A 22,273-nucleotide genomic window follows, 5' to 3' on the forward strand; every position below is an offset into this window, starting at 1 on the left:
TTATTTATGATTTTGGCGGAGTCGAATTGCTTTTTCGGCTCACTGGTTGAAGGGGCATCATTGTAGGATAAGCAGCATTGGATGGAGGCCGATTGTTATCATTCAGTGGCGGGCCAGATGATCGAATAAGCAGATAGAGCCAGGCTAGACTAAATAGACCAAAGAGCGGATACAAGAAGGATACAAGCGGTTTGAAGCCGAATTGACTGAACAAATAACAAAACAACATAATCATCAAAATAATGAGCTTCTGATGAATTCCGGTACGCTGTTGAAGCTGCAGTGTAATCCCATATACATCAGCGATGTAGGTTGTAAAGATTTCTGAAAAAATAAGCATGACATAAATCAGTTGAATGAACACGCCGAGACCGGTAGCAATATGCCCCATGGGGATGTCGAACTGCGTTATGCCTGGCATGTGTACAGCCAAAGCGAAATGTCCGGAGAGAAGCAGAACGCCGATAAGTACACCGCCAATAATACCTCCAAGCTGAATGACTCTTTTGTTCGGCATCGAGGCTCCAAGTGGAACGAGAACGGCTTGTGCCATAGCCAAATTGAAGGCCCCGTATAGGAGCGGTGCGCTCCAAGCTGCATAGAAGGACTTGTCCGTGTTCAAGGCAAGCACTTGGGACGCATTGGGCATTTGCAGTGTATGAATGATAATGAACAAGGTAAACGTAAGCATAGTAGGAGCGACAATGGAGTTGAGCTTCAGGATAGCGTCCATGCCTCGGCTTACGAACCAGTAGGAACCAAGTAGCGTGATGAGCAGTCCGATTTGATAATTCATGTGAAGATGCTCTACGAATACGGAGCCTGCGCCAGCCAGCATGACACTGTTCACACAAATGATAATAGCCATCGTGAATAGACTGATGATACCGCCGACTCGATCGCCGAATAGCATTCGATTAATATCCTCGTAGGAACGCGCCTTAATGTCATGAGACAACAGCATTAGCTTGGTGCCGAGCCAGATGAATAGTGCTGTTGTTAACAGAATGGTAAAGGGAGCCCACCACCCGTAAGCTGTAAAAAATTGCAGTATTTCCTGTCCGGTTGCAAACCCTGCCCCCACGACGGTTCCGATATACGTGAATGCAATTTGCATAACTAACACTGATTTTTCAATGAATAGACGCCTCCTTGCCTACCAAGCTTGTACGCTCTACTATAAAAATATGAGCAAGTAGGGCCGGACATGACTGTCTGGATATGATAAAATAGATATCGAATTACGGGAGGGGGCTAACGGTGCATACAGTCATGTGGGCGCTGTCTCATTACGGATACATCGCCTTATTTATGTTATTGGCGCTCGGCATCATCGGCATCCCTGTACCAGATGAAACGCTGATGGTTTTTGTAGGCAGCTTAACGGTTAATGGTCCATTCCAATACATACCTGCTTTTGCTGTCTGTTTAGCAGGGAGCATGACAGGGATGTTCATCAGTTATATGGTCGGACGCAAGGTGGGCAAGCCTTTGCTGGATCGATACGGAAAGAAATTAAAGCTGACGCCGCAGCGGATTGAGCGAACAGAAGAATGGTTTCAGAAATACGGCGGTTGGAGCATCGTTTTTGGTTATTTTGTGCCAGGGCTGCGTCATTTGACTTGTTATTTTGCCGGTATGTCCAGGATGAGGTGGACAACCTATCTTTTTGCGGCTGGATCGGGTGCTCTTGTGTGGGTGACCACTTTCCTGACGCTCGGCCATATCGTCGGAAACCATTGGCGTGAGGCAGTGCGCTGGCTTCACTCAAAGGGGAATCCAATACTATTCGGTGGAATCGCGGTACTCGCGGTGGGTGGTACAATAGTATACTTTGTAATCCGCTATCGGTTGCGGACGAAAAGAACGCCTTGACTCCAAGCGGAATCAAGGCGTTTCTTATTTGTATCATTCAGTGATTACTTATGCGCGCTGATGGGAGAATAGCTTTACTGCCTGAATTTTGTTTGTTTTTGGATCCATATCGAGCCGCAGCAAGCAGTTGTTCAATTCATAGCTCCACACATAATCGGTATCATGATCAGGACGACCGAGCACTTTCGAGGCAGTATCATCATTGTCGCCGATCGTTAAGCCTTGAATGCCTGTCGAGGTATCCTCACCCGATACTTCGATAAAGACGACGCTCCCATCCTGCTTGCAGCCAAATGAGAAGCCATCATACTGATACACATCAATCGGATCGATATCATCCATGACATAGTGATCAGAAGGCTCACCCCACACCTCCTTTATTTCATCATCGTTGGAAGTGAGCGCGATGCCCTTCAATTGAGGGCGGGTTCGGTCAAATTCATGCTCAATATATGTAGAATCACTATGATTAGCTGATTGGTTCTTAGGAGATGCAATTACGGTTTTTTCATTTTGCTTCCCTTCAGGTTTACGATCACCAGAATTCACACGGGTATCTTTCTGATGCGAATAAGGCGTATCCGTTTCAATTGGGGAGACATTGTGCTTCTGGGATGAACATCCTTGAAGCAGCCAAGTCATCATGACTGCGGCCAGTACAACCGTAATACTGCGTTGCCAAGTAGATCGCTGCATCGTAAATCCTCCTTAACCGCCACGCGGCGGGCCTAGAACATATTACCCTATTGTCGGAATATGAATCATTTGCCAATTTGGGCGTTATGAACTAGATATCAACTGTAAATAATATGGATCAAGCCATAATAACCCTTATATAATAGTTAGACGCTTCAAAACCCCATTTAGTTGCAACGAATTGAAAGAATTGTTCTCCTTTTCTCCATTCACCTCTTTGGCATATAATAAAGTATAAGATGGTGAGAGGGGGCGACGCATATGGTGGATGAACCAACAGCTCGCTTTTTGGAAGAAAAAGTGACGGAAGCTAAAAACCATTTTGAACGGGCACTTGATTGTAAACACACGGAGTTTGATGATTTGTACCCGTACATGATTGAACACCCTCAATTTTTCTGGTACAAACGGTATGTCGCTTGGTCAGAACTGCTGACGATCGTGAAGCTGTGCGATCAGCTGCAGGTTGGCTGGACAGGAAAGTTTACGGCACAACAGGTTGCGTATATTAACAAGCGTGTAATGTCTGCTAAGGTGCTTGACTACTGGTTCGAAACGAACGATACGAAGGAACATGTGGGCTATTGAGATGGAGAATAAGTGTGTGCAGGGCCTGCTGACGATGGCAGGCCTTGCATGTTGTACATATCGGAGGTGTAAGTTTTCATGATGGAAGAAGCTGTGCTTGACAGCTACCGGCAGGAAGGAACCCTGGTTAGAGTCGTTCGGGACATGCTGGAAATCAACGACGTCAGAGGTTACGTGGTAGCCTGGGATGATGAATCCGTTATGATTCGCAAGCGGAATCGGCGTGTGGTGAAGCTGAGCCGTGCCTATGCGATTCAGTCGGCTAATGAGCCGCGTATCGTCCCTGAAGTTTGAACCGGATTATATTACATACTGCATGGGCAGCGGGGAGGGGAAACCTGCCAACTGCCATGCAGCTTAGGCGGGAAAACAAGATTTCAAAAAAATTTTAAAAAGCCTTGACGTTTGCCTTGGTGCCATGATATTATATTTCTTGTCGCTGGGAAAACAGTTTGGCGATTCAATGGAAGCAATTAAATATGCGGTCGTGGCGGAATTGGCAGACGCGCTAGATTCAGGTTCTAGTGGTAGCAATATCGTGGAGGTTCGAGTCCTCTCGACCGCACCATACTTTCATCAACGAATCCTCATTTTTATGAGGCTTTTTTATTTTATGCAAATGGAAGCGCCTAGTCGTCGAGCTTCTCGACAGACTGGGTGTTTTTATTTTCCACTTTACCTACGCTTGACACAATTGGATTGACCGTGTATAGTAATGATTACTGATTCCAAATTAACGGATTTGGTAGTTACATATTATGATATGCGGTCATGGCGGAATTGGCAGACGCGCTAGATTCAGGTTCTAGTGTCAGCAATGACGTGGAGGTTCGAGTCCTCTTGACCGCACCACCTTTTCAATTACAGGTTCCTATTCTGTTTTCAGCAGAATAGGAACCTTTTTTGTTTCAAGATTTTTTATAGACTTAAAGATATTCTTATAGCGAAGACTCCGGTTAAGCCTCTCCGGAGTCTATATGTACAATTTTGTGCATTGCCGCTTCTATCGAAATAGGAGGATAGAAAACAGTTACAGCAACAGCAATAGAGTTCCACTAATAAGCAAGATAAGACCTATAAAAGCTTTCAATGATAATTTTTCCTTAAATACGATATAAGCGAAAATAATCGTCACAAGTATGCTCAATTTATCGATAGGCACTACGATGCTCGCCTGTCCTTCTTGCAAGGCCTTGAAGTAGAGCAGCCAGGACATACCGGTAGCTAAACCAGATAATGTAATAAAAATCCAACTCTTTTTGTCGATTTTTTTGATGTCGCCCTGTTTTCTTGTCATGAATACAATCAGCCAAGCCATAATCAGCACGACAATCGTTCGTATGGCAGTACCTAAATTAGAATCAACCCCCTCTATGCCCACTTTTCCTAAAATTGCTGTGATTGCTGCGAAAAAAGCAGAGAGTCCTGCGTACCAAATCCACTTCATGCTGCTGTCTGCGGATTGTGCTGCGTCTTGTTTTTGTATCATCATATACGTTCCAATCCCGATCAACGTCATACAGATGATTTTTAAGAGCGTGACGGGTTCTCCCAGTAAGATGATTGCAAGCAGCATCGTAATAATGGTGCTTGATTTATCAATGGGAACGACAACATTCACATTACCTAATTGAAGCGCTCGGAAATAGAAAATCCAAGAGGCGCCAGTTGTCAGCCCAGATAAAATGAGGTAGAAAAGAGATTTCGAGCTGATGTCAAACAGAGCATGATGCAAGTTTCCTGCAAATACAATCACCCATGCGAAAATGACCACAATCCCGGTTCTAAGGGCGGTAGCCAGATTGGAATCTGTATTTTGAATTCCGATTTTAGCAAGAATAGATGTTAATCCTGCAAACAGTGCTGCGCCAAAAGCATAAATAATCCACATGTATAAAATCCTCCAAACATTTATAACGCTATGTATTGGGTCCTTTTGAATCCCCCCCCCTATCATTGATAATGATAATCATTATAGTGGAAGTGTGCGGAATTGGGAAGGGGAGGCAGGGATGTTAGGTGTGAAAATTAAGGAATCCGACATCGCACAAAAACAACAAAATGGGGACTGACGGTGAAAAAGAAGGAGAGCGACACAAGTACCGAAATTGTTGAAGAAGCGGGCTTTGATCAAATCTCTTCTTATTTTGGCGTCTTGTTGATTGAAGCCTGGGTTGCATCCCGTATCAAGGGGTGATTATCTATTGCATCAGGAATTTTCATGTAGAAAGATTCTATATTTTCCTTTATATAATAATAAACTGAAATTGGGGGCTCCTGATTTTGGGGGAATTAAGAATAATTGCATGCTTGATCTCAAGAAAGCACCTTCTCTTAAGATAAAGCGCATAACGAAGAAAGAGGTGAGTACCATGAAGTTATCCGAATATGCGAGTTATGACGGTCTGGGGCTAGCCGAGCTGGTCAAGCGCGGCGAGGTTACGCCACAGGAACTGACTGCGTTAGCTAGCGAAGCTATCCGGCTGTTGAATCCTAGGCTAAATGTGATGGCCGTTTCGATGCAGGAGTCAGCAGAAAAGGAGAGCATGTCTGCTTTACCGAATGGACCGTTTGCAGGTGTTCCATTTTTGATTAAGGATTCAACACTGCATGCCGCAGGAGTGCCTCTCAACAACGGCAGCCGGTTGGGGGAAGGAATGATTTACCCGTACGATTCCGAGTTGATGAAACGGTTCCGTCAGGCGGGACTCGTGACGCTGGGATCTGCCACAGCGCCGGAATTTGGCTTCAACGCAACAACAGAAGCAGTTCTGTATGGACCGACGAGAAACCCTTGGGATCCGGAGAGGAGTCCAGGAGGCTCAAGCGGCGGCTCGGCGGCAGCTGTAGCGGCAGGGATTGTGCCCGTAGCCCATGCCAATGACGGTGGAGGTTCTATTCGTATTCCTGCCTCTTGCTGCGGACTGGTCGGCTTGAAGCCGACACGCGGACGAACGCCAAATGGGCCTGACAACGGAGAGTCGCTGAGCGGATTTGGCGTTCAGTTTGCCGTAACCAAGACCGTGCGCGATGCGGCTGCGCTGCTGGATGCAGTATCGGGGCCAGACCCAGGAGCATATGCCTGGGCAGAGCGGCCGAGTCGTCCCTTCTTGGCAGAAGTCTCTTCAGCTCCTGGGCGGCTGCGCATTGCTTGGACGGGCAATCCTTATTCGGGCACGGCTGTTGATGCAGAATGTTTGCGTGTCTTGCATGAAACCGTCAGCTTATGTGAAGAGCTCGGGCATGAATTAGTGGAGGCTCAGCCAGAGTTGGATTACGAGCCATTGTTCATGGCGACGATGAACATTTGGGCGGCTAATACTTATCATGGCATTGAACGGCTTGCTAAGGTGCTGAATCGGGTACCGTCAGAACATAACCTGGAAGCAACCATCCTGAAAACGTACCAGTGCGGCGCTGCTCTGTCCGCCAATGATCTGCTGACTGCCTTGGATATCAGTGCGCAAGCATCCCGCTCTGTAGGCCGTTTTTTGAACAGTATGATGTGCTGCTTTCCCCAACGATCGCGTCTTTGCCGTTTCCGCTGGGTCTGTTGAATGCGAACAATCAGGAAATCGATATAAAAGGCTGGACGGAACAGATGTTTACTCACGCTCCGTTCACAAGTCTCTTTAATACGACGGGTCAGCCTGCTATTTCGCTGCCGCTCGGTTGGAGCGCGGACGGCCTGCCGATTGGAATGCAGTTTGCCGGTCGTTTCGCCGACGAAGCCGGATTGCTGAGGCTTGCCGCTCAAATGGAATCCGTCCGGCCATGGAGTCATAAGCGTCCCGTCATTCATGCAGCAAACACCCAATAAGAGATGTCATTCCCGAACATACGAACAGAAACCTAGGTCGACTTGTTAAAAAGCGGACCTAGGTTTCTTGTTTCTTGCTGCTCCCTGACTGGAAAAAAAGACGTGCAGACATGATTCAACCTGGGGAAATCCCTCACTCTTTCTTACATACAGTATGGCTAAAAACAGAGAAAGCCTGTGACCTATCAAGTAGGACAGGGTTTCTCTACACCTGAGGAGTTGTCTCAAAGACAGCTCCTCTCCACTTCTATACGTCTAATCAACCATAATTCCATGAAGGTTGGTACACTGGATAAGGGTATACTCCCATTGATCGTAAATCCACCCGCTGCGCTAATTCATACCTTTGCCATTGTCCACCTTCATACCAATAAGCACCTTGTATTGAACGGTTCCCTCCCAACCACCATAATTCCATACTGTTAGGAATTCTCGATACAGCTGTAATACTTCCGTTAATTGCGGAACTGCCCATTGGGGCTAGTTCATATCTTTGCCATTGTGATCCTTCATACCAAAATGCACCTTGAACGGAGCCGTTTAGTCCTAACCACCATACTTCCATACTGGTTGGAATCCTCGATACGGATGTGATACTTCCAAATGGAGAAGCGCTGCCTGCTGGGGCTAGTTCATATCTTTGCCATTGTGATCCTTCATACCAAAATGCACCTCGCACGGAGCCGTTTGGCCCAATCCACCATACTTCCATACTATTAGGAATTCTCGATACCGCCGTGATACTCCCAACAGTGGAAGCGCTGCCTGCCGGAGCTAATTCATACCTTTGCCACTGCGATCCTTCATACCAAAACGCGCTCTGCACAGAACCGTTTGGCCCAATCCACCATACTTCCATACTATTAGGAATTCTCGATACCGCCGTGATACTCCCAACAGTGGAAGCGCTGCCTGCCGGAGCTAATTCATACCTTTGCCACTGCGATCCTTCATACCAAAATGCGCCTTGCACAGAACCGTTTGCCCCAATCCACCATACTTCCATACTGTTTGGGATCCTCGATAAAGCGATAATACTCCCGTTCCGAGCGGCACTGCCTGCCGGAGCTAACTCATATCGTTGCCACTGGCTTCCTTCATACCAAAAAGCACCTTGTATGGAGCCGTTTCTGCCAATCCACCACACTTCCATGCTGTTCGGGATCCTCGATACTGCTGTGATGCTTCTATTATTAGAGATGTTGTCAATTGTCAATAAGTCACGAAATTGACCTTGTGGAGCCACTTCGTCATATGGATTAATTTGAAATGGTGGTGGAGCTAATTGTCTCACTGTTTAATCCCTCCAATTTTCAGAACATTATATTATAGCGTATAACTTACTGCATACTATGTAGGTGAATATCACGAGGTATTATGTCCAACAAAAAGGATAAACCATTTTGTTTAAGGTTGCATCACACTCCTATGCCGCGTCTATAATACGAATCAAAATGGCTTTTTACCCAATAGTACATCTACATCCCTGCTTCAGTATTCTTTAAATCCGGCATCCGTAACATCGTCTGTTTTGATCGATATTATGGTATAGGAGGGGATGCGATTGAACGATCCATTTTTTAATACAGCAACGATCCATACGATTCGCAACGGTGTCGAAGTGCACGAGTTGTGGCTGCTTATCAACGCGCGATACGATGAGACCGCCAAGCGATTTAAGCGGATCAATATCGACAATTTCAGCTTTGGTTGGCAAATGCAGGCTTGCGGCACGTACCCGGGTGAAGAGAACATCGGAGATTTGGATAATCAGGGAATGAATTTATGGAAGGCTAACGGGAAAAAGGCATACAGTGTAGGGGATCCGGCGCGTGACCAAACCGGAGAAGATATCGGAGCGTTACAGCCGGATGGAAGCTGGCGTGAGTTCGGAATTATGCTAGGGTGGAACAATCTTTTTATGTGTGACTCTTATGGAGGAGTAACGATCGGAGGATCGGGCATTGAAATTGACGGTTCAGGCATATCTCCGCTCAGCAGGCTTTCACTAGGCAAATTCAGCGGTGGAAGCAACGTCCCGCAACGTCCCGTTCAGGACTATGTGTTTGCTTACAACGGAACCTGCTGGAATGTTCAACATGGATTGTGGAACAAAGATATCGGGGAACAGAGCGCTTTTTTCTATGGATTGGCAGCACCAATCAACTACAATGATAAGGCTGATGGCTCGTTCAACTCGAATTCCAACAAGGCGGACATGGACAAAGCAGAAGTGGTCGTTATGAAATTGCCTGGAGGGAGATCTGCCCAGATCGAAAATTGGGAGTATCTTGTACAAATAACGAGCAGCGGGAACGCGAAAGTCCACGGATATGATGTCCCGCTCACTCAAGCCATTACCGTCAATTTAAATCAAGATCATGCGGCTGACGTATTCTATCCGAATTCAACCTGGAACAAGAAGAATGCGCATATCTTAGGCATTAAGGGAGTAAAGGCTGATGGAACGATAAAATCGGTTCAAAGCTATGATGCTTCCTACTATGATTATGGCATATATCTAAGTATGCCTGCTGGATATGCCCAAGCGGAGGTTCTATTGTCAAGAATTGGAGTGTCGTCGGAATGATTATACAAAAGAGCCGCTTGGCTTAATGGCCAGCGGCTCGTCATTTTCTATGAATGAATGATGCTTAGTTTTTAAAAACCCATTTATATTCTGCAGGAATCCATTCAATTTTCTTGTCTTTGTTCAATTTCCCGAATTCCATAGCAACTGTTTTGGTGACTGCTTTGTTGCCGTGATCAATGGCGTAAGTGTAGCGATTACCAAATTTCTCTTCAATGCTTTGAACAGCATCAGCCAAATTAACGACGATGTCTCTTTTAATTTTGTTGTACAACCACAGTGCAACGTGTTGTTCGTTCATCTTCACTTGCTCCCTTCATAAATTGCGTATTCACGGCTGTCAGTTTCCGGTATTTTCGTCCTCTGGCTGCTCCCGTATTTATATATTACTACAAGAAAGTACCCGATCCTGCCATGTAAATGTGAAAATCTTTTGTCATTTAACGCTTATTCGCTTAAGTGCGTAGTTGCTTTACAGCAATAAAATATAATATGTATGACGGTGAGAATCCATTACCATTACTATATCTTATTCGTTAGGTATTGATTTGATTGTGGATTGTCCCGGTTGTATACAATTAATTAACTTGAATGATCTTCAATTTTGGCTATGATAAAGGAGTATGGGATAGGAATTGATCTAAATTTCATAAAAAGTGTTGACATGATTGATTATCGAGTGTATAATAATTATTTAATAGCGCAAGATAATCCCTCATCCGTCATTTCACCGTCCAATTACCAATCCGTGTCTTCCCGTGAATTCGTTACTCACAGTCGGCTTTTTCCCTATTGGTTGTAATTTTGATGTTGTTTTTACTGTTGCCTTTGATAGTATTGCTGATCATTTCGCATGCTTATTTGATGTAAGGTAATCTATCACAATTGTTGGAATGATGTTTGAACATGTTGTAATGCGTTTAAATAAATGAAAGAAAGAAATTTTAAGAAGCCTGACTCATCGAAAATAGAGCTAGGAGGTTTTTTCTTAAGAAGTTGGAGGTATGACAAATGAATACAATACTAGTGAACAATTGGTTGAACCACTTGAGTGACTACCGTGCAAGCCGTGCGTTGAATGAGCGTCGATTGTCTTATCGGATGTCTTATGTTCAAGACATGAAGATGAACATGGCGGGTGTACGCCGTGAACAAGATAAATTGCGTCATGCGATTACACGTGCGAAGGAACAAGAAATGATTTTCCATGCTGCTTGCTCGAAGCTGGATGCTGTGCATCGCGATGCTTTGAACACACGCTATATGAACAATCAACGTGGTATTGAGCCTGGTATCATCTCGGAAGCAATTGATGCTCTTACTGCAGCCTTGCAGGTAATGGAGAAATGCGGCGCGATTCAATATCGTGTAGTTGAAGGTTATGTCATTATGAACTTTGTACAACAGCGCACAGCGTAATGTTGGGTTGTGTACGATGCGAAGAAGGATTGAATGATCGACTGTCATCTCACGGACAGTTTTCGTCCATCTAGCATTTCATTTTAAACGATTGGGTGAGCATATGATTTCGGAACGTTAACAGCCTCTTAAGAATCGAAACTTAAGAGGTTTATTTTATTCCTCCTCACTTTATCCAATTAACTTATTAAAGTATACGCGGCAATTCTCCACTGAAAACTTCCCTACATTTATTATTAACAAAGTTCAGCTTATAAAAAATCAGCGCCCATCATCTCCCTGCTTCCGTTAGAAAGATGAAATGAGCGCTTCCTATGTCAGAACATGGTCTGATAGTGTACGATTGCATCGCAGATCCGGGAAGCGATCAATGTCTGTGTACGTGTTTCCGTTAGCATGCGGCGATCTCGATCATTGCTAATAAATCCTGCTTCCACAATGACGGCTGGCTGCTCGACTCGTTTGAGCAAGTAGTAGGTCGGGCCAAGCTCGGGGTGCTTATTCGATCGAAAGACTGGATTAAGCGATTGCTGTATGAACCAAGCAAGCATCCGGCTTCTTCCTTCGTTCTGATGCAGCACAATCGGACCGCGATTAGCTTTGTTTTTACTCCAATTAACATGAATGCTGATGAACATTGAAACCGACAACTCTTGGCTAAGCTGTCGTCGCTGAGCAAGATCTTTACGATGCCTGGATCGGGTCGCGGACCAACGATTATCATCACTCAGTGCGTAATCTCCTGTTCGGTTGACAATAACCGGAATCCCCTTTGATTTCAGCATGAGGTACAGTTTTTTGAGCGATAGCTAGGTTGATGTCCTTCTCCAATATATCGCCATGACTTGTTCCGCCATCAATTCCTCCGTGACCTGCATCAATTAAGACAAGCTTAGTAAAGGGTAGGCTTGGAACGGAATCCATAGGCAATGAATTGGAGGAAATAGAAATGAGATAGGGTTCCGGAATTACATTCAAGACCGATTCATGAGATGAGGCTTGTCCACAGGCAGCTGCAGCATCCTCGGCTTGCACATTCCCTAGGTAAACGGTACACCCGATGAAAATGGCTGTAATGCCAGCGACCATTCGGCGCAATCTGGTTGCACTTGAAGGTTGTTGTAGCATGAATCAAGCCCTTCTTTCTGTCAATTGGTCAACGTAATACATTCCATCTTTATCGTGCACCGCAATGGTCAACCTCATTCCTGGCAATTCATTAGAATCATGGGTTGGTGCGGCTTATATGTGGGTATCCTAGGAATAACGGGGCGAAGCAGCCTAGATACAACGACGAGAGGAATGTGAACCGTTATGGCAGCTAAGGGAGAAGATTTGATTAAATACATCACGCAGCGCGTTGTTACATATATGGATACACCAGTCGAAGCGCGTCGAGAGCGTCAATTGGAGCGAAAAAATCGCGTGAAAGAACCGTGGCAAACAAAATGGTTCGGAATGGTGCCGTTCGGGGTTAAAATGTGGGCCGGTAAATGGGGAAATGCAAGTAAACCTTTGCTCAAAAAAGCAGGTGAGTTAAAATTGCTCCGTTTGCTGCGCAAGCATGTTAAATCATCTTCAAGCTCTCCTTCATCCGGCTCCAGTACTCCTTCTCAGCCTTAACAAGCAATTAGGCACGTCTTTGGAAGACGTGCCTAATTTGCTGCTCAAGAATGAGCGTATCCTGTTTCTTCTTTAAGATTGCGGAATAAATGAACCAGCCTGCAATGCAGCTGAAGAAGGGAGCCAGCGCATTGATTTCATGTCCTGAGAGCCAACGATTACATATACATTGTCTGGGCGGGGGTGATTGCTGCTTGATGAGTTCGGACTATCGTCCTGTGCAACTGCCGGAAGCCATTTTTGAATCCCGATATAGGAAAAGGGCAGGTTTACAAGACCGCTGTTCATCCGCTGTACGTAAACCCAGTTCTGCTCCTCATAATTTAGGGGGAGATCTGTCTGAACCGGTGCAGATTTTATGATCCATTTCAGATTCTCATACGGATTGAATGGTGCGATATAATTGCTCGAAGAAGCTGTTTCGCGATAGGTTTGCGATGAGGAGCTGTTCGATGAAAGAAGCCTAAACGAATAAAGTTCATCGCCGCTTCCCAAACGATCTGACTTATTAACAGGTGCTTGGCTTTGTAATGAAGAGATGTTGTTGATATCCTTCACTGAGGGGGCCGGTGCGTAGTTTTTGGGAAGAGGCAGCCACTCCCCGCTTTGTGCATCAAGCCAATCCACTGAATGATTGTCCCATTCTACCCTCCATACCGTAAGCAGGGGCGCTAACTGATACGGATAAATGCTAGTCACACGAGGGCTTTTCGTAAGCCCTTTCTTATTCGTATTCAACTGCTGTTTAGAGCTTAGTGCCTGCTTTAAGGTTGACTCATCGAAGGGCTGCTGCTCCCCGAGCCCGTATTCAGCCAGATGAATCCGTCCTTCTTCATCGGATTGTAAAATCATATAGCCGATCTGCTTCTGCTTGTCCATGACTCGAATAAACCATCCATGCATGCCAGGGCCAAGAGGGAAGCGTTCCGTTTCTGCATGTGCCCATTGCTGGAAGGGGGCTTCCTTTGCAAGCTGGTTCAGATAGTAACAAACAGAATCATCGATCTGCTTACTCTGGTTCTCGGTCGGTAGGGCAGTAAATGACACCGTTTGTAGGGAAATGTTCATTTTTGCTGCAGGTGAGAGCAACTGAGCTTCTACTATTTCTGTGGAGGCATTTTTATATAAATGCGGAGCGTGAGCTTCACTCACGATGGTCTCTGTAGCACTGCCTAGAAGCGGCTTCGTAGAACTGGATGCAAGCAAGATGCCGATGGTAACACTACCGGCTACAATAGAAGTCAGTGCAGCGGAAGCGGCGATATAAGCCATTTTCGTCCACCAAGGTTCATTATTCATCTGATTCACCTCTAATTTCCGTTGTTTCACGCTGTCTGTATCGCTTGCTGTTGGTTGATATCCTTTATTGTAAGGGACAAGCTTTAAAAATGGTGTCGTTCCATTGTTTAGGAGCTTGTCCATCGTTCGTTCTATTTTTGCCGTAATGTGGCGGTTCCTTGTCGTTCATGATTGAATGGCTTATGCCATTGTCGAAGGAAGATGAATCAAGCCTGCATTTAGCAAATGTACGGCAATTCGTGGTTCGAACTGCCAGCGTATCTCTTGACATCTCATGTCATACTGCTGCTTGATTACCTCTTGCTTCGAGCGCTGGCTGCTATCTTCAGATTCTGGGTTTGAAGCAGCCTGTATCGTTTCTTGCCGCTTTTTATTTGCAGATGTGCCGGAATCTATTTCGGATTGAGCGCCGGATTGCTGAAGCTGTGGCTCATAGTAGGATTGCAATCGCACCAGTTCCTCATTCAAGCGTTCGGCTGCTTCCACCGCCCATGTATGGTCATAGGTCGAAATGAGTTTGATGAGCTGCTGTTCAACAGCCTCACGAGCTTGCTCAATCGATAAAGACCATGGTGCGACATGCACGTTAGACGGAAGCTTAGGAGACAAGGATATGGAGAGTAACTGCTCCATGAAATCGCTACGAATGCGGCCAGATACTAGTGAAATGCCGTAAGAGTGAATCTCTTCTCGCTTCAAATCACAGGCGAATTCCACATTAAGGTTCATCAGAAGCCACGGTTCATAAGCGGTTGAACGTTTAGTGCCCCGTGGTGAGCGAACAGCGGTTTGATTGCCTGCATGATCTGCGAATAAGCTAATGAAGCGACCCTCTTCATGAGCTGCTTGCATAATGCTAGACAAACGCCGACTGCCAAAGGTGACATCTTCGCGCGGAATTCGTCCAATTCCTCCCCCACCGCCTGTGAAGGCAGGGGCTACGCCGAAGTAGCGGCCCAGAATAGAATCGCCGGCATTTGGATTGGCATCTGACCCCATCTGTGGAGCATTTACTGTTGCCGCTGGCGGGGCAGGTGCAACTCCTGCGGCGGGTACAACTCCTGCTGGCGGTGGCGCATATGGGCCGCGAGGCGGATCAGGAGGCATTGCAGATGGATCGAATACGAAGGTGAAGCGCATCGTGTCGGGTTCCGCCCCAGTACGATCAACGAAGCCCCAATAATAGGGGCGATTCGTCAGCTTGCGATCTGCTCGCTCTGAGAGCTTTACCGTTACACTTGCAGGAGAGAGCTCCATGATGTGGCATTCTGTTGCCTCCAAATAATCGAGCACATATTTGCGAATTTGCTCCGTATTCATTTTGCAGCCTCCTTTCCTTGTCGTTAGCCTTCTACTTCAGCACTCATTCCTTGCAGGAGCTGGTGCAGCGCAGCGCCCTGTGTATCTTCTTCCATATTGATTTCCTCGCGAATGGCATTCAATGAATTGCCGAGCCGCTCAACTTCACTGCGTATATGTTCCTCCGAATCCGCTTCCAGCAAAATTCGAGATAGGCTTTTCTCGAACGAATCCTGCTTCTCAAAGCGCTCCAGAATCATGTCCAGACTGCCGATAACCATCTCGAACATATTGATTTTTTCATGCAGAAGGTTCAAAATATATTCCTCAATCGTACCTGTTGTGGATAAATTATATATTTTCACATCATTGTTTTGTCCTAGCCGATGCACACGACCAATTCGCTGCTCTACACGCATCGGATTCCATGGCAAATCGAAATTAATCATGTGATGACAGAATTGAAGGTTGATTCCTTCGCCTCCAGCCTCTGTTGCGATCATTACCTGGGCGCGTCCACGGAACAGATCCATCATCCAATCCTTTTTGCCCCGATTCATTCCACCGCTGTATGGAACTGCTACTAGCCCTGCATTACGGAAGTATTGCAGCAAATATTCCTGAGTGGCTCTGTATTCTGTAAATACAATAACCTTTTCATTGACGTCACGAATAATGTTCATCGCAGTCTCAGCCTTGGTATTCGCCTGAATCCCCTTAATGAGATCAACAAGATCCCAAATGTAATTGCGAATCGGAGAATCCTCAGCGAGTTTTTTCGATAAGTTCACCAATGTTAAAAATACAGCATCCCGGCTGGAGCATACTTCACGCTGTAAGGTAATCAGCGAGAACATGCTGCCTGCATCGCCGCTGCTTGTTTTATATTGCTCCTTTACAAATCGTGTGACGCCATCATAGAGTGCTTGTTCTTCTGGTGATAGGGTAAGCGGGACGTTTTTGACAATGCGCTTCGTAAAATGCACATTGCCTTCTCCCCTGCGATTGCGCACCATTACCTTGGACAGCGCTTCTTGCAGCATGCCTTCATTTTTCGGCACACGCTTGTCAGCGACGAAGTTCGTGCTGAATTCACCTTGACCGCCAAGCTGACCGGGCTTCAATAGATTAATTAGGTTGTACAGCTCGTTCATATCATTTTGCACAGGTGTTGCTGTGAGCAACAGACAATATTTTTTGCGCAAATGCTGAATGAATTGGTAGTTGGTTGTTTTGCGATTTTTCAGTTTATGGGCTTCGTCAACGATAAGCATGTCATATTCCTGCTCCATAAGAACTTCCTTATGAGGGTCGCGTTTAGCGGTATCCATGGAGGCGACTACAATATCGCTGTGCCACTGATATCCTTTCTTTTGTGCGATCGCAGGAATGCCGAACTTGTGGTTCAGCTCACGAACCCATTGCAGCACAAGAGAGGCGGGCACTAGAATGAGTGCTCGCTTCACAAGTCCTCGAATCATATATTCCTTGAGAACAAGACCAGCTTCGATTGTCTTTCCAAGACCAACCTCGTCGGCCAATATCGCTCTTCCACGCATATCGTGCAGCACTTTGCGGGCTGTTTCTAGCTGGTGTGGTAATGGATCGACATTCGATATATGACTTAGGCATTGCAGCTCGTCGAATGCGCGAATCCGCTGTGCTTGTTTGGCCTCATATGCAAGTCGGAACATGGTCCAGTCATCCCAAGGGCTATTTTTGTTTATTCGGCCAAGAAGCTCATCTGTCCATCCATGATCAATCCTAACGGGTATACGACCAATTGCTGTAACACTAGTTTTCGGTGAAGACAGGTGCACTGCACCATCATTGCCTGCTGTACCCATAGAAGCTCCGTTTCCGGGGCATGCTACTGTTGTCAAAGTGTCGTTCGGCTTGCGAGGCTCTTCCTTTGGCGGCTGATACGCACACATGTTGTCTCCCTCCCTAACTAAAGCAAATCATATCATTACCGAGTAGTATGGACGCTTTCTCCTCATTTCATAACTGCACATGAGCCGGGAACAATGAGGATTAGATGAGGCATTTATCACATCAATTCTATATATAGTATATTATAATCTATTATGAATACTACATATTGTGTTTGTTGCGTTGAAGGAAGCTTGAGTATAAGCCCGGATGCGTCATCATTTGATTGTAAGCAGGAGGTTGTTCTCTTTGAATAAGATATCGAATAAGCGGTTGGAAGGATTAAGTGAGAAAATATTTTTGGATCGTTATGCCAAAAAAGAGGTGGATACGAACCATACCAAGGTTGGGGATGTTGTATTGGTACTAACCAAGGATGATCCGAAGTTTCCGACAAAGGAAGTAGGAGAGGTAATTGCGCGTGACGGACAAAACGTATCTGTCGCATTGCGCAGGGGTGAAACCGTGCAAACCTCGATTGAAAAGTTGACCCTTGCTGTGGAAAAGACGCCAGAAGAAATGTGGGATCGCCTTGCATCCGCCGTTGCTTCTGTGGAATCGACTTCAGAAAAGCAAATCGAATGGACAGATAAATTCCGCTATGTCCTTGATGACTGGAAGCTAGTGCCTGGCGGACGGATTGCTGCAGGAGCAGGGGCGAGTGAAGAGTTGACCTTATTCAACTGCTATGTCATCCCATCACCGAAGGACAGTCGCGGCGGGATTATGCAGACGCTGTCAGAAATGACGGAGATTATGGCGCGTGGGGGCGGAGTTGGTATCAATTTGTCCTCTTTGCGTCCGAGACGAGCGATCGTACGAGGGGTCAATGGGACTTCCAGCGGAGCCGTCTCATGGGGTGGGCTGTTCAGCTATACTACAGGGCTTATTGAGCAGGGCGGAAGCCGCCGCGGTGCATTGATGTTAATGATGTATGACTGGCACCCGGACATTATGGATTTTATTACGGTAAAGCAGACTGCAGGGCAGGTGACAAATGCGAATTTGTCCGTCTGTGTAAGTAATGGATTTATGAAGGCTGTGAAGGAGGATTTGGACTGGCAGTTGGTATTCCCGGATACGAGTGATCCGGACTATGATGAGCAGTGGGATGGGGATTTGGAAAAATGGAAGCGGGCAGGTAAGGCTGTGATCCCGTATCAAACCGTGAAGGCTCGCGACATTTGGCATACGATTATAGAGTCGGCGTGGAAGTCGGCGGAGCCGGGCGTTGTCTTCATGGAGCATTATAATCTGATGTCGAACAGTTGGTATTTTAACCCGATTATAAGTACGAATCCTTGTGGGGAGCAGGGATTGCCAGCGTGGGGCGTCTGTAATTTGTCTGCGCTCAATCTGTCCAAGTTTTATGATGCAGAGAAGCGGGACGTTGCTTGGGAGGAACTGTCGAAGGTAACGCGTTATGCGGTTCGTTTTCTCGATAACGTCATTGACAAAACACCTTATCATTTTGAAGAAAATAAAAACAATCAGCAAAAGGAACGTCGTATCGGACTTGGATCAATGGGCTTGGCAGAATTGATGATCAAGCTAGGAATCCGATATGGAAGCTCGGAATCGCTTGAGTTCCTTGACAAACTGTTTGGCTTCATTGCTCGTGAGGCGTATTTAGCCTCTGCAGAGATCGCGGCAGAGAAAGGATCATTCCCTGCTTTCCAAGCAGATCCTTATTTACAGAGTGGGTTTATGCAGCAGATGACCAGCGTATATCCTGAAGTTGGATCAGCGATTCGGGCGAAAGGAATCCGCAATGTCACCGTCATAACACAAGCTCCAACTGGCAGCACAGGCACGATGGTAGGCACATCAACCGGAATTGAGCCATACTTTGCCTTCAAGTATTATCGTCAGAGCCGGCTTGGGTATGATGAGCAGTTCGTACCGATTGCCCAACAATGGAAGGACGCACATCCGAACGAGGAATTGCCAGATTACTTCGTGACAGCAATGGATCTCTCCGCAGAGGATCATATCCGCACACAGGCAGCGATCCAGCGTTGGGTAGATAGTTCGATATCCAAAACCGCGAATTGTCCGAATGACTTCACGATCGAGCAGACGAAGCAATTATATGAGCTTGCCTTCGATCTCGGCTGCAAAGGGGTAACCATTTATCGAGATGGAAGCCGAGACGTGCAGGTACTTTCGACGGATAAAGGGAAGAATCAGCAAGAGGGTAGTCATTCAGAGTCGGGGCAAGCTGATTCCCATTTGGATTCGCAGCAGAAACAGTATGGGCAGGGTGATTCCAATGCGAGCAATCAGGAAAGTCATCAATTAGGGAACGGCGGCACGTTAAAATGTCAGTCCTCCTCTAATGATGAGACAACGCAGAACGAAGGAACTGCAAATAAACAGCAGCTTCATCGTCGGGACTCCGATTCAGATGATCAAGCTTCATCGGATGCCGCTTCGGGTCAGGAAGATAAAAATCAGCAGAAGAAGAACAATGAGCAGGAAGGAAATAACAGTGCCTCAGTATCGTCTGCTTTGAACCAAGCTGGTACAGAGGAATCTGAAACAAGCTCAAATAATGTGTATAAGCGTCGACCACAAATATTGCGTGGCGCCACATACAAGATTAATACGCCATTTGGGATGGCATACATTACGATAAATGATCTGAATGACATTCCGGCAGAGATTTTCTTGAATGTTGGCAAAGCGGGTTCAGATGTATTTGCCATGGCAGAAGCATTGGGTCGCGTATGCTCCCTGTTCCTGCGATATGGGGATCATGGGAACAAGGTGGAACTGCTTATCAAACATTTGAAGGGTATCGGCGGATCAGGCGCTATCGGCTTCGGGGCCAACCGAGTAGAATCCATTGCGGATGCGGTCGCGAAGGCACTGGAGACGCATATGCAGGAGCAAGCGGATCACAAGGAACAACAGAACCAGAACACTGGTAAAGAAAGCAAAGGCGATCAGCAGCCAAGCAAAAATAACAACCAGCAATCGGACGCCCATAACAATAATCAGTCTAGAAACAATAACAATAAGGATGACGGCCAACAGTCTTACCATTATAAAAATGATGATAGCCAACAGTCGAGTAACAACGAACATCAGTCACACAACAACGGTCAACAAGCTGCAATAGGTAATGAACAGCAAAACAATTCTCACCAGCAGGATGTGGGTGGGCAGACGTCAAGTACAATTTCGGCAGAAGATTCCGTACAAGCTCGGAAAAATATATCCAAGCCGATGAGCGGACAATCCAGAGACTTATGTCCTTCCTGCGGTACAGCTTCGCTTGTTAGTATGGAGGGATGCAAGACCTGTGTGAACTGTGGATACAGCCGTTGTTCGTAAAGAATAAATGGGCAGATGTGATTGGTATAGTGTGTGATGAATCATGAAAGTTGATCATTTGTAAATAAATGATGATGAAATTGGATTAAAGAAAACGATAAAATAAGCAGATATACACTCCACCGCATCAATATATATTGATGTAGTGGAGTGTATTGCTATTTATATTTGTGCTTGCCTATATGGGACTGTGTGTAAGTCAGGTACAGAGAAAGCAGTTCTGATGCATATAGACATAAATTTAGGGAGCCCTTATGTCGTCTTGGTTACTTCTTTTTTTGATTCAAAATATTAGAGAATATCTGTTCCTGCCAAGCAAAACAACTTGGTATCCAGTAGAATCTAGACTTTTATACTTCATCAATTGGTGAACGAGATTTATAGCGAGTATTTGTAGTAATTCTCTACCTTTGGATGAGAAAATTTATGCCAAGGTTTCTGAAGAATATGACAAAGCCTAAGTAAATCATCCTGACAATAGATTAGAAAAAGTAAGTAGAAAAATAGATTTACATCCCAATCAGATCTACATAACAGATACTATAGAAATGTAGTAGTTGGGTATGAGGTAAAAATTAATAGAAAACAAATACAAGAGATAATGGATATGAAAAAATAAGTTTAATTAGAGCTTTAGCAATTGGTTGGGTAATGCCTGCGAAAAATCTTCTTTCCATACCTAAAAGTAGAGCGTCAAGTCACTGTGTGAACTTAGGAACTGCTGAATACCGAGCGGTACGTATGGTGGTGTGGATGGTCGGCTACTCAAATAATGGGTAGCCTCCAACCCGATTCAAGTCAGAAAAAAGTTATTATTTAACAATTGGGATATTGCAATGAAATATCTGGTATGTTAATATTGCGCTAACACTTTCGATAGGAGTTGAAGAGGGTAATGTAAAATTTCTTGCTTACGTGTTTAAAGAATAAAACAAGTTCTATTTGTTCTGTTTTATTCTTTATTGGCAAGAAAGTTACCTTATTCTTTTCACTCAAAATATATCCTTATCTGACTCTGCGTAGGGTTGGGTTTGCTTTATTTTTTTGAGCTGTAAGAAAGGTCGACTTTCTTGCGGCTCTTTTATATTTGAGTATTTTGCATGAATCTGAGCCCTTAATACGCAAGAATTTTCAGTCATAAAAAAGGGACTTCACCCCAACTTGGCGAAGTTTTTTTGATAGCAAACCAAAAATACCCAAGAATGGAGGGATTCACCTTGTGTGTTTTCCAAGAAAGTCTACTTTTCTTTGAAGATCTGCAAAAAATGTATACAAAAGATTGATAGCCTATCTTTTTTAGCGTCTTGGATCTTCGTCCTTACGCGAAAGAGCTGAGAAGCCGTTCACCCCGAGGGGCTGACGGTTACGGTCACTCTATTGTTATAAATAAAGAGAAAGGTGGGAAAGGAGAATGTATTCACCAGTTCTGCTGTCGAAAAGTGCAAAATATTAGCAACTACTGACTACAATTTAGTACATCAGAATTTTAAGGAAAACGAGAGCCCAAGAAGACTAGTATCGCTTAAACAATAAAAACATACGAAATCATGCTCGATACCCAAATAAGGATACTCCTCTGTATTTATAAAACCTCAAACAAATCTTACAACCAGAACTGTACAATTCTCATTAAAACTGACAGACATAGAATTATTCAATTCATTAGCAAGATTAAGGTGAAATTATAGGAAGTTTAAAGCTACATTGAAAGCTACTTTGTTACAATTACCCGCAGCGGAAAGCATCTGCCAATACCAGCATTCCAAGGATTCCAAAGAGAAGGATGGGTATTT

20 protein-coding genes, 2 tRNA genes and 1 pseudogene are annotated in these 22,273 nt (G+C 45.3%); 13 read left to right on the plus strand and 10 right to left on the minus strand.

What is annotated here, in order from left to right:
* Nucleotides 1-4: 4 nt before the first annotated feature.
* The gene (locus PAV_RS11190; RefSeq protein WP_040735805.1) at nucleotides 5-1,138 is read right to left on the minus strand and encodes a YkvI family membrane protein; all 1,134 of its coding nucleotides are present in this window, start codon (nucleotides 1,136-1,138) and stop codon (nucleotides 5-7) included.
* Nucleotides 1,139-1,260: 122 nt separating this feature from the next.
* Here PAV_RS11190 and PAV_RS11195 point away from each other — a divergent pair, with 122 nt between their 5' ends.
* Nucleotides 1,261-1,875, plus strand: coding sequence for a DedA family protein (locus tag PAV_RS11195; protein ID WP_005546143.1), 615 nt, complete (start codon nucleotides 1,261-1,263; stop codon nucleotides 1,873-1,875).
* Between the two features lie 48 nt (nucleotides 1,876-1,923).
* On the opposite strand, the gene PAV_RS11200 is transcribed toward PAV_RS11195, so the two are convergent.
* Nucleotides 1,924-2,571: a hypothetical protein gene (locus tag PAV_RS11200; RefSeq protein WP_005546144.1), complete on the minus strand. Its 648-nt coding sequence runs from the start codon at nucleotides 2,569-2,571 to the stop codon at nucleotides 1,924-1,926.
* Nucleotides 2,572-2,832: 261 nt separating this feature from the next.
* On the opposite strand from PAV_RS11200, the gene PAV_RS11205 reads away from it, so the two are divergent.
* The 4 genes from PAV_RS11205 to PAV_RS11220 all read left to right on the plus strand — a co-directional run bounded on the left by PAV_RS11205 (nucleotide 2,833) and on the right by PAV_RS11220 (nucleotide 4,011).
* Nucleotides 2,833-3,159 carry a hypothetical protein gene (locus tag PAV_RS11205; RefSeq protein WP_005546146.1) on the plus strand — a complete coding sequence of 109 codons (327 nt, stop codon included), beginning with the start codon at nucleotides 2,833-2,835 and terminating at the stop codon, nucleotides 3,157-3,159.
* A 78-nt stretch (nucleotides 3,160-3,237) separates the two neighbouring features.
* Nucleotides 3,238-3,453 carry a hypothetical protein gene (locus PAV_RS11210; RefSeq protein ID WP_005546148.1) on the plus strand — a complete coding sequence of 72 codons (216 nt, stop codon included), beginning with the start codon at nucleotides 3,238-3,240 and terminating at the stop codon, nucleotides 3,451-3,453.
* Between the two features lie 187 nt (nucleotides 3,454-3,640).
* A tRNA-Leu gene (locus tag PAV_RS11215) sits at nucleotides 3,641-3,727 on the plus strand.
* A gap of 197 nt (nucleotides 3,728-3,924) precedes the next feature.
* A tRNA-Leu gene (locus PAV_RS11220) sits at nucleotides 3,925-4,011 on the plus strand.
* Nucleotides 4,012-4,189: 178 nt separating this feature from the next.
* Here the strand turns inward: PAV_RS11220 and PAV_RS37860 are convergent.
* Complete coding sequence (locus PAV_RS37860) at nucleotides 4,190-5,050, minus strand: EamA family transporter (protein ID WP_005546150.1); 861 nt, start codon at nucleotides 5,048-5,050, stop codon at nucleotides 4,190-4,192.
* A 183-nt stretch (nucleotides 5,051-5,233) separates the two neighbouring features.
* Between PAV_RS37860 and PAV_RS36870 the strand changes: the two genes are divergently transcribed.
* The 3 genes from PAV_RS36870 to PAV_RS36095 all read left to right on the plus strand — a co-directional run bounded on the left by PAV_RS36870 (nucleotide 5,234) and on the right by PAV_RS36095 (nucleotide 6,979).
* A complete protein-coding gene (locus tag PAV_RS36870; RefSeq protein ID WP_262866562.1) occupies nucleotides 5,234-5,356 on the plus strand; it encodes a hypothetical protein in 123 nt (40 codons plus the stop codon).
* Nucleotides 5,357-5,531: 175 nt separating this feature from the next.
* Nucleotides 5,532-6,716 carry an amidase gene (locus tag PAV_RS11230; protein ID WP_238555805.1) on the plus strand — a complete coding sequence of 395 codons (1,185 nt, stop codon included), beginning with the start codon at nucleotides 5,532-5,534 and terminating at the stop codon, nucleotides 6,714-6,716.
* Nucleotides 6,692-6,979 carry an amidase family protein gene (locus PAV_RS36095; RefSeq protein WP_238555806.1) on the plus strand — a complete coding sequence of 96 codons (288 nt, stop codon included), beginning with the start codon at nucleotides 6,692-6,694 and terminating at the stop codon, nucleotides 6,977-6,979. Before PAV_RS11230 ends, PAV_RS36095 begins: the two co-directional genes overlap by 25 nt.
* 259 nt (nucleotides 6,980-7,238) lie before the next feature.
* On the opposite strand, the gene PAV_RS11235 is transcribed toward PAV_RS36095, so the two are convergent.
* Nucleotides 7,239-8,273, minus strand: coding sequence for a PLL family lectin (locus tag PAV_RS11235; RefSeq protein ID WP_005546152.1), 1,035 nt, complete (start codon nucleotides 8,271-8,273; stop codon nucleotides 7,239-7,241).
* A 264-nt stretch (nucleotides 8,274-8,537) separates the two neighbouring features.
* Here PAV_RS11235 and PAV_RS11240 point away from each other — a divergent pair, with 264 nt between their 5' ends.
* Entirely contained in the window at nucleotides 8,538-9,569 is a 1,032-nt protein-coding gene (locus PAV_RS11240) for a hypothetical protein (protein WP_372515393.1), read from the plus strand.
* A gap of 64 nt (nucleotides 9,570-9,633) precedes the next feature.
* Here PAV_RS11240 and PAV_RS11245 read toward each other — a convergent pair whose 3' ends face one another.
* Nucleotides 9,634-9,870 (minus strand): DUF6953 family protein, encoded by a 237-nt coding sequence (locus PAV_RS11245; protein ID WP_005546156.1) that lies wholly within the window; start codon nucleotides 9,868-9,870, stop codon nucleotides 9,634-9,636.
* A gap of 710 nt (nucleotides 9,871-10,580) precedes the next feature.
* On the opposite strand from PAV_RS11245, the gene PAV_RS11250 reads away from it, so the two are divergent.
* Entirely contained in the window at nucleotides 10,581-10,988 is a 408-nt protein-coding gene (locus tag PAV_RS11250) for a hypothetical protein (protein WP_005546157.1), read from the plus strand.
* A 317-nt stretch (nucleotides 10,989-11,305) separates the two neighbouring features.
* On the opposite strand, the gene PAV_RS33330 is transcribed toward PAV_RS11250, so the two are convergent.
* Together PAV_RS33330 and PAV_RS37220 are read right to left on the minus strand one after the other, a co-directional pair.
* Nucleotides 11,306-11,773 carry an N-acetylmuramoyl-L-alanine amidase gene (locus PAV_RS33330; RefSeq protein ID WP_005546160.1) on the minus strand — a complete coding sequence of 156 codons (468 nt, stop codon included), beginning with the start codon at nucleotides 11,771-11,773 and terminating at the stop codon, nucleotides 11,306-11,308.
* Nucleotides 11,712-12,116 carry an N-acetylmuramoyl-L-alanine amidase gene (locus PAV_RS37220; protein ID WP_005546161.1) on the minus strand — a complete coding sequence of 135 codons (405 nt, stop codon included), beginning with the start codon at nucleotides 12,114-12,116 and terminating at the stop codon, nucleotides 11,712-11,714. Before PAV_RS37220 ends, PAV_RS33330 begins: the two co-directional genes overlap by 62 nt.
* A gap of 186 nt (nucleotides 12,117-12,302) precedes the next feature.
* On the opposite strand from PAV_RS37220, the gene PAV_RS11260 reads away from it, so the two are divergent.
* Nucleotides 12,303-12,611, plus strand: coding sequence for a YqzE family protein (locus PAV_RS11260; protein WP_005546164.1), 309 nt, complete (start codon nucleotides 12,303-12,305; stop codon nucleotides 12,609-12,611).
* 72 nt (nucleotides 12,612-12,683) lie between these two features.
* Here PAV_RS11260 and PAV_RS11265 read toward each other — a convergent pair whose 3' ends face one another.
* From PAV_RS11265 to PAV_RS11275, 3 genes are read right to left on the minus strand one after another with little or no spacing between them, the layout of a single operon-like run.
* Nucleotides 12,684-14,033, minus strand: a complete 1,350-nt coding sequence (locus tag PAV_RS11265) for a hypothetical protein (protein ID WP_005546166.1) — start codon at nucleotides 14,031-14,033, stop codon at nucleotides 12,684-12,686.
* A gap of 57 nt (nucleotides 14,034-14,090) precedes the next feature.
* Nucleotides 14,091-15,230, minus strand: a complete 1,140-nt coding sequence (locus tag PAV_RS11270) for a YqhG family protein (protein WP_005546168.1) — start codon at nucleotides 15,228-15,230, stop codon at nucleotides 14,091-14,093.
* Between the two features lie 23 nt (nucleotides 15,231-15,253).
* Nucleotides 15,254-17,056: a DEAD/DEAH box helicase gene (locus PAV_RS11275; RefSeq protein ID WP_085981361.1), complete on the minus strand. Its 1,803-nt coding sequence runs from the start codon at nucleotides 17,054-17,056 to the stop codon at nucleotides 15,254-15,256.
* Nucleotides 17,057-17,351: 295 nt separating this feature from the next.
* Between PAV_RS11275 and PAV_RS36100 the strand changes: the two genes are divergently transcribed.
* Both PAV_RS36100 and PAV_RS37565 read left to right on the plus strand, forming a co-directional pair.
* On the plus strand, nucleotides 17,352-20,480 hold the full coding sequence (locus PAV_RS36100; protein ID WP_051135111.1) for an adenosylcobalamin-dependent ribonucleoside-diphosphate reductase: 3,129 nt from the start codon (nucleotides 17,352-17,354) through the stop codon (nucleotides 20,478-20,480).
* 1,217 nt (nucleotides 20,481-21,697) lie between these two features.
* Nucleotides 21,698-21,847: pseudogene (locus tag PAV_RS37565) on the plus strand (transposase); the annotation flags it as partial.
* Nucleotides 21,848-22,273 lie beyond the last annotated feature (426 nt).

The sequence above is a fragment of the Paenibacillus alvei DSM 29 genome, from assembly GCF_000293805.1.
Lineage (GTDB): Bacteria > Bacillota > Bacilli > Paenibacillales > Paenibacillaceae > Paenibacillus_B > Paenibacillus_B alvei.